This is a genomic window from Terasakiella sediminum (assembly GCF_033100395.1).
Classification (GTDB): domain Bacteria; phylum Pseudomonadota; class Alphaproteobacteria; order Rhodospirillales; family Terasakiellaceae; genus Terasakiella.
On record NZ_JAWLVJ010000028.1, the window covers coordinates 29,428 to 39,289 of the forward strand.

At 47.5% G+C, this 9,862-nt stretch carries 1 protein-coding gene (cut by a window edge); it reads left to right on the plus strand.

Translation table 11 applies throughout. The features are described 5' to 3' along the window. On the plus strand, positions 1-9,700 hold the final stretch of the coding sequence (locus RYZ26_RS17445) for a tandem-95 repeat protein (RefSeq protein ID WP_317684533.1). It extends 26,177 nt beyond the left edge of the window; only the last 9,700 of its 35,877 coding nucleotides appear in the window; its start codon lies off the left edge, out of view; its stop codon occupies positions 9,698-9,700. Positions 9,701-9,862: the final 162 nt, after the last annotated feature.

A 9,862-nucleotide genomic window follows, 5' to 3' on the forward strand; every position in this document is an offset into this window, starting at 1 on the left:
CTTTAACTTTGCACCACAGATGGTTGGAATTGAAGCTGTCGTTGCAGCGGTCGAATTTGACGGTGTTGATAACATTATCGACAAAGGGCGTGGTGATAGCGATAGCCTAGTCATCACAGGTGATTTGACCCTGGAAACCTGGGTGAAACCGGAACAAATTGGTGGTGTACAGGTGATCGTTGCCATGGCGGGTGATACGACACTTGATACGGCAGCAGAGAATGTTCAGTATCTGGTGGAAATTTTGCCTTCCGGTCAGGTCGGCTATATGCATGAATTTGATACAGGCAAAAATGTCTATGTCACGTTCGATGCCAACATGAACGCCGATGAATGGGCACATCTGTCACTGGTTCGTGATGATGTAAATGGTGTGGTTCGCCTGTATAAAAACGGTGTAGAAGTGAATGCGGTCTCTGGTGAGATCGACGGTACACCAACCACAACACCGTTCAACACTTATAATCCTGCGACTGAAGGACCTGACGGTGGTTCCAACGCGGTTGGCACATTTGCAGGTCTGCACCCGGATGCGCCGATCAGCCTGTTTAATGGCTCGGCCGCCGACATCCGTATGTGGTCAGAAGCGCGTACTGAACAGGAAGTTTACGATAATTATAACCGTATTTTGGATAATCCAGCTGGTGAAGCCAATCTGGAAGGCTATTGGACATTTAGCGATGTTGCCAGTGATGACAAAGAATATGTCGCTGATCAATCCAGCAACAACAACCACATCCGTGTCTTTGACAGTCTTAGCTTTGACGGTTCGGACGATTATGTGACTACTGCAAACACTGTGGATGCAGATGCGCATAGCTTTAACGTCTGGTTTAATAGTGATAATACGACCACTGACGGTGCGATTATGTATGCTGGTGGGGCGAGCGAATATACCAACGTCACGTTGATGTCAGATGGTCGCCTTCGCGTTTATCTCTATGATTCAGTTGGTGGCGCTAAGGACTATTACGTCACAGGATTAGGCCTGAATGACGGTGAATGGCATAACTTTGGTTATTCGTTTGATCCGGTTGCAAACTCACTTAGCCTGTATGTCGATGGTGCGTTGATTTCTGGTGGTAATTTGTCTGTTTCACAGGATTCAAACCTGACAACAGGCTTTGAAGGTGCCGTGACCTTTGGTCACAATAATCTTGGTAATGACGATTATCAGGGAAAAATCTCTGATGCTGTCATTTACGAAGGTGGGCTTTCTGCTGCTGACTTCGCAACCATTTACACAGATGGTGCCAACAGCGTCGGTGCGCTTCAGTATGGTCGTTGGATGTTCAATGATGGCGATGGTTCAAACGTTGCCAATGATACTTATAATTCAGTCCTCGGCGATGCGACAATCTATGGCATGACGCCGGGAACGGAAACGTGGAACAACCCAACACCTTCTATCAATGAATATCCACAAGTTTCATTGGAATTGAATAGTGGTCCAGGTGTCAGCCTTGGAACCATCACACCAAATTCAGGTGACTTTACAATCTCGGCCTGGATCAATCCAGATGAACTTTATGTCAGCAATCAAACCATCTTCTCTTTGGGGGGATCGGATGTTGTATTGCGCCTGACGAACACGGGTCAGGTAGAATTGTCTCTGAATGGTGGGATCCATACGCTTTCTACCAATTATTGGGGCGATGCGGATGAATGGAAGAACCTGACGGTTACCTATGAAGCTTCAACTGGGCAGGCAACGATCTATATTGATGGGGAGCAGGCCACGAGCAATACCATCGGGACCTACAACATCAATGGAAGTTCCCTCGCGGGTAATATCGGTTCCGCCTTTGATGGTTCTGTTGGTGAAGTTCAGCTCTGGACACGCGAAGTCAGTCAGGCTGAAATCAACACCTATGTAAATTCAGGTGTCGTTACTAATTCTTCAAACCTGGAAGGCTATTGGAAAATGGCCGACGGGACGGGTACCGTCATTGATGATAAGACTGCGAATAATCACGATGGCTCCCTTTCAAGTGCTTATGGGTGGAATCCTGCCTTGCCGAAACTGGTAAGCAATAACCTGGAAATTATTGAAGATACGCCATTTGTAACGCAGATTGTGACAAACGATCTGGAAGGCGACAGTATTACTTATGCTATCCAATCTGGCGCTTCTAAAGGGACAGCTGTTGTAGCAACTGATGGCACACTTACCTTTACGCCTTCCACCAACTTAACCGGGGCTGACAGTTTTGTGGTCCGTGTAACCGATAGTGAAAGCAATTATGCGGATTATACGATCAATGTGAATATCGTTGATCACAATACGGATCCACATGCCATTTATGACCAATTCGATGTGACTGAAAATCAGTCCATCATCATTTCCGTTGCTGACCTAAAAGGCAATGATACCGATCAGGATAATGACACCCTTGATGTCACTGCCGTTTGGGGTGGTAGCAACGGGACTGTCATTGATAATGGTGATGGTACCTGGACTTACACACCAACGGCAGCATATGTTGGCCAAGATAGCCTAAGTTATACACTGAGTGACGGACAAGGTGGGTTCGATACCGGGCATATCGATCTTACCATCAATGAAACACCTGAAATTCTGGTTTCAACAACCAATTCGGGTACACAGCAAACATCTCATGTTGCCGCGTTGGCTGATGGTGGCTGGGTTGTTACCTGGCAGGAAACTGACGGGACTTATGGCGTTTATTACCAACGCTATAATGCGGATGGCACCACAAACGGCGGTGAGGTTCTGGTTAAGGAACTGAATTATGTCTATAACCCGAGTGTCATAGGCTTGACAGATGGTGATTTTGTTATCGCATATGGTTATGAAGTTGCCACAAATGGTGGACCATACTTCACGCGCTATAATGTAGACGGATCAATTCAGAATTCTGATGTTCAAGTTGGGGAAACGGCCAACAATTATTCATCAGAACCAGAAATGGTTGCCTTGAATGATGGTGGTTTTGCGATAACTTATCGCCTTGAGGTCGCCAACCCGCAATATTCTAATGTTTACATGAAGGCTTATAACTCTGACGGTAGCATTAGATTGGCGGAACAATTGGTCAGTTCAGTCAATACGACAAACCATCAGCATCAATCAGACATCTCGGTTGCGAATGATGGCAAGATCATGGTGGTCTGGACCGAAACAGACGCAACGACCACACCAATTGGCGTTTATGGCCGTGTTTATGATCCTGTGACACCTGCCTGGGACACTGAATTCAGCATTGTTGCAGGACCTAGTGATGGCAGACCGCAGGTTGCCGCATTGACCAATGGCAATATGGTTGTGACCTATATGTCAGGTGAAGTGAAGGCCAAAATCCTGTCCAGTACAGGGACAGAAGTTGTCTCAGAATTTACTGTTAATACGACGACGACAGGCGTTCAGGGCGATCAGAAAATCGAGGCTCTTGCCAATGGTAACTTCATCGTCACATGGCAAGGTCAAGGTGATGATGTCAATGCCACAACAGGTTACGGTATCTATGGTCAGATTTTTGATAGTGCTGGTGCAAAAGTCGGTACCGAATTCCTGATCAATGAGACTGTGACGAACGACCAGACAACACCAGATATTGCAAGATTGCCTGATGGTGGTTTTGTTATTTCCTGGTCTGGGTCGAATGGCACAGATAGTGATATTTATCAGAAACGCTTTGATCAAAACGGCAACTTGTTTGATAGTAACGCCCTGAATCCACAAACCATTGACGGAACCAACGGCGTTGACAACCTTACGGGTACAGGCGTTGTCGATACAATTACCGGCTTTGAAGGTGCCGACACCCTTGAAGGCAAGGGCGGTAAGGACGTCTTCTATTTCGAAGGTGATACACACAGTAATACGACCAATACGGACGTCATCAAAGACTTCGTCTCTGGCGTTGATACCATTCGCCTGGAAGGGACAAATAACCTTCATTACTATGGTGCTCAGACCTTTACAGTAGATGTTGCCACCACTATCACCAATATTATAGGGGGCGGCGCTGCTGCTGGTGGCGTGCTTCACTTCTATGATGGGACTGATACCTATGTGTATGTGAAACCGGGGTCAACAGGGTATTCTGATTTCCTCGTTAGATTGGATGGCAATGTGAATCTCAGCGCAAGTGACTTTGACTTCACGCTCGCGCCAACCCAGCATACAGCAACGACAACGTTTAACAGCTTGTCTGGTACGGCTGCAATTGAAGACGAATTTGTCTTTGAAGGGGCGGAACATTCAAATACGACCATAACGGATAACATCTCCAATTTCACTGTCAGCGAAGACAAGCTGATCTTTGAAAATGGCGGGCATTTGACCTTTGCTGGCGATGCCGGAAGCTTTGCAAGTGTGAATGCCGCGCTGACTGCGATTGATGGTGATGACACCACCTATCCAGACGGATCCATCGTTACATTTGATGATGGGGCCGGAAACACGGTTGTCTATGTGAAGACCCTGAGCGACCAAGACCTTTATCATGACTTCCTGGTCAGCTTGAGTGGCAATCCTGCGCTGACCGCAGCCAACTTTGAACTGTTTGGTGATGGCTCAGCCCCTGTTCTGGTGACAGGTGCAACATCCGGGGATGATAACCTGTCCGGTACTGCAAACAATGACCTGTTTGAAGGGCTTGAAGGTGCAGATACCATGACGGGTAATGCAGGTTCTGACGTCTTCTTCTTCAAAGGTGATACAGAAAGTAACACCACCAATACGGACGTGATTACTGACTTCGTATCCGGTACGGATCGTATTAGCCTGGAAGGCACGAACAACCTTCACTATTATGGCTCTCAGACCTTTGATACCAATATCACAACGACCATCAGCAATATTGAAAGCGGTGGGGCTGCTGCAGGTGGCGTGCTGCATTTCTATGATGGTGCCAATACATATGTTTATGTGAAATCCGGATCAACCGGATATTCCAACTTCTTGGTGGCGCTGAATGGTAATGTCCCGCTAACAGCAGATGACTTTGACTTCACGCTCGCGCCAACCCAGCATACAGCAACGACAGCGTTTAACAGCTTGTCTGGTACGGCTGCAATTGAAGATGAATTTGTCTTTGAAGGGGCGGAACATTCAAATACAACAACAACTGACAGCATTACCAATTTCACTGTCAGCGAAGACAAGCTGATCTTTGAAAATGGCGGGCATTTGACCTTTGCTGGCGATGCCGGAAGTTTTGCAAGTGTGAATGCCGCGCTGACTGCGATTGATGGTGATGACATCACCTATCCAGACAGGTCCATCGTTACATTTGATGATGGGGCCGGAAACACGGTTGTCTATGTGAAGACCCTGAGCGACCAAGACCTTTATCATGACTTCCTGGTCAGCTTGAGTGGTAATCCTGCGCTGACAGCGGCCAACTTTGAACTGTTTGGTGATGGCTCAGCTCCTGTTCTGGTGACAGGTGCAACATCCGGGGATGATAACCTGTCCGGTACTGCAAACAATGACCTGTTTGAAGGGCTTGAAGGTGCAGATACCATGACGGGTAATGCAGGTTCTGACGTCTTCTTCTTCAAAGGTGATACAGAAAGTAACACCACCAATACGGACGTGATTACTGACTTCGTATCCGGTACGGATCGTATTAGCCTGGAAGGCACGAACAACCTTCACTATTATGGCTCTCAGACCTTTGATACCAATATCACAACGACCATCAGCAATATTGAAAGCGGTGGGGCTGCTGCAGGTGGCGTGCTGCATTTCTATGATGGTGCCAATACATATGTTTATGTGAAATCCGGATCAACCGGATATTCCAACTTCTTGGTGGCGCTGAATGGTAATGTCCCGCTAACAGCAGATGACTTTGACTTCACGCTCGCGCCAACCCAGCATACAGCAACGACAGCGTTTAACAGCTTGTCTGGTACGGCTGCAATTGAAGATGAATTTGTCTTTGAAGGGGCGGAACATTCAAATACAACAACAACTGACAGCATTACCAATTTCACTGTCAGCGAAGACAAGCTGATCTTTGAAAATGGCGGGCATTTGACCTTTGCTGGCGATGCCGGAAGTTTTGCAAGTGTGAATGCCGCGCTGACTGCGATTGATGGTGATGACATCACCTATCCAGACGGATCCATCGTTACATTTGATGATGGGGCCGGAAACACGGTTGTCTATGTGAAGACCCTGAGCGACCAAGACCTTTATCATGACTTCCTGGTCAGCTTGAGTGGTAATCCTGCGCTGACAGCGGCCAACTTTGAACTGTTTGGTGATGGCTCAGCTCCTGTTCTGGTGACAGGTGCAACATCCGGGGATGATAACCTGTCCGGTACTGCAAACAATGACCTGTTTGAAGGGCTTGAAGGTGCAGATACCATGACGGGTAACGCAGGTTCTGACGTCTTCTTCTTCAAAGGCGATACAGAAAGTAACACCACCAATACGGACGTGATTACTGACTTCGTATCCGGTACGGATCGTATTAGTCTGGAAGGGACGAATAACCTTCATTATTATGGCTCTCAGGCCTTTGATACCAATATCACAACGACCATCAGCAATATTGAAAGCGGTGGGGCTGCGGTAGGTGGCGTGCTGCATTTCTATGATGGTGCCAATACCTATGTGTATGTGAAATCTGGATCAACCGGATATTCCAACTTCCTGGTGGCGCTGAATGGTAATGTCCCGCTAACAGCAGATGACTTTGACTTCAGTATTGCGCCGACCCAACATACGGCTACGACAGGGGTTGATAACCTGTCGGGTAGCGCTGCAATTGAAGATGCATTTGTCTTTGAAGGGGCGGAACATTCAAATACAACAACCACTGACAACATCACGAATTTCCTTGTTAGCGAAGACAAGCTGGTCTTTAACAATGGTGGGCATCTGACTTTCCATGGGGACGCAGGTAACCTTGGGGCACCAGGAGCTGCCATCACAACGATTGAAAGCGACAATGCGACCTACCCATATGGATCTATTGTTGTCTTTAATGATACAACCACGACCTACGTCTATGTGAAAACGGAAGCGTCGGAAGATAAGTACCATGACTTCCTTGTTCAGTTGAATGGCTTGCCAACCCTGACAGCAGCCAACTTTGAACTTAGCGGCAATGGGGCCTCTACAGAAAATATCGTAACAGGCACAGCTGGTATTGATACTCTGGCGGGTACATCCCTTGAAGACCAAATGCTCGGTCTGGATGGCGATGATACGCTGATCGGTCTTGCTGGAAATGATGTTTTGCTTGGTGGCAATGGAACTGATGAGGCTTACTTCAGCAATGATCTGAACAATTACACCATTGGTCTGGAAGGCGTAATGGTCACCGTTGATGATACGCTGACTTCTTTGGCTGCCAACGAAGGCACCGACAGTCTTCTTGGTGTTGAAAATCTTTATTTCGATGCAGATGGGACAGTAGCGGATCAACGCACCATTAGTCTTTCGGTTACGCCGGAGGCAACTGTCAATACCTTTGAAACCTATGATCAAAAATCACCGGACATCGCTGTTTTGAATTCCGGCGGCTATGTCATCGTTTATGAAGGTGTTGATAACGCGCCACAAAATGCCGTTTACTTCCGTATGTATGACGAAGACGGAACAGCTTTGGCACCAGTATCCTTCAGCCAGTTCCCAACAGGTTATGTTAATGGCACAGCACGTGTTGCGGCATTGCAGGATGGCGGGTTTGTGGTTACCTGGGCGCAGGGGTCTGCATCAAACGGTACGGATGTCTTGATGTCCGTCTATGAACATGACGGCACGTTGAATTCCAACTTCACAGCCAATACAGTTGTGGACACGTCCAACCAGGTGGGTGAACAATATGCCATCCGTGTGGCAGGTCTGCAGGACGGCGGGTTTGTGACCACATGGACTGAAGATGGCGATGTGAAGGCTAAGCGTTTCAATGCCAATGGTTCTGACGGCGGTGAATTCGTTGTTGCCAACACTGGCAATACCGAAGCCGGGTCTGAAGTTGTTGGTCTGGATAACGGTGGATATGCCATCATCTGGCAGGTGGACGATACAACAAACGTCGCCTTCAAGATGAATATCTATGATAGTGCAAACTCACCTGTGGCCAGCAATATCGTTGTTGATGCGACCAATGTGGAAGATATCAATTCACGCGATATCGCGGTTCTGAATAACGGTAACATCCTTGTTGTCGGTGTCGCTGATAAGACTGCTGATGGCAACGAAGATGCGTTGGCCATGATCTATACCCCGACCGGGACGGTGGCTCATGGCCCAATTCTGTTGAACAGTACGGATAGCGACCCTGAAAAATCTGTCAGTGTTGCCGCACTTTCTGATGGTAATTTCGTTGCGATCTGGAGTGCCGACGATGGCGATACGGATCAAGGTGGTATCTTTGGCCGGATTTATGACTCCAGCGGCGTGCCGCAAGGCAATGACAGCTTCCTAATCAATGCCAATATCGTGGGCGATCAAAGCAAACCACGTGTTGAAGCAAGTGAGTCTGGCTTTATCGTCGTCTGGGAAGGTGTTGACACGGATGGACGCGGTATCTTTAAGCAGGAATTCAACAATGATGGAACGCTTAAGTCAGGCATGTTGATTACCGGTACGGCCGATGCTGATCTTATTACTGCAGGCGCAGGTAACCAGGTCATTGACGCGCAAGGCGGTAATGACACACTGCATGGTGGTGATGGTGATGATCGCTTCATCAATGGAACAGGGGATGATCACTTCTATGGTGATGCAGGTAACGATACCGTTGACTACACCACCACAGGCGGTGGTCAGAACCTCAACATCAATCTGACAACTGGCGTGGTGACGTCGGCCAGTGTCGGTACGGATGCGCTTTATAACATCGAAAATGTCATTGGTTCGATTGATGCTGATACCATAATCGGGGATGGCAATGCCAACGTCCTTGTAGGTAACGAAGGCAATGATATTATTGATGGTAAAGGTGGTGATGATACTTTCATCGGCGGTGCCGGAAATGATAACTTTATCGGTGATGCTGGTAGTGATTGGGTGGTTTACGAAGATGGGGCGGAAGGGATCAATCTTGACCTTTCCAATGCATCTGCGCAGACCATCAGCTTGACGTTTGATACTGATACGCTTTCCGGTATCGAAAACGCAATTGGTACTGATTTTGGTGACCATATCATCGGTAGCGTTGCCGACAATACATTGGAAGGTCTAGATGGCGTTGATACGCTTGATGGCGGCGACGGCAACGACTTCCTGAACGGAGGTTTTGGTGACGATACCCTGATCGGTGGCGTCGGTGCAGATACACTGGATGGCGGCGAAGGTGCTGATGAATTCTGGTACACTGATTCAACCGAATTTAATGCGGCTGAGTTTATCAAAAACTTTGAAGGAGGTGCGACGGGCATTGACCAGGTGGTTATCGAAGCGACGGCCCTTGGCCTGCCTGGCGGTGGTTCAGACAGTGGAACGGTCTCAGCATATCCGAATATGTTCACTTTCTTGACGGGAACAATTGCAGCAGACAAGACGACAGTTGAAGCCGGTACGTTTGGCGGTACAGGTGATTTTAACTTCATCTTCCTGCAGGGTGATGACAGCAATAATTCAGCTTTGTATTTCGATCCAGATGGAAATAATGGAACTGATGTTGCTGTTAAAATTGCGGAATTTGATGGTTACACAACAGTTGATGATGATGATATTCGCGTCATGAATTTCACTGACGTACCGACCTAATACAAATAAGACTAGGGATAACGATAAAAAAACTAAGGGCTGCATCTTTCGGTGCAGCCCTTTTTTTATAATTTGACCCGTCCTGAAATAAGTTGACAGATTGGAGACTTATTATGGGAAACAAAGAAAACAAGCGGGTTAAGCGCACACAGCGTGATTATC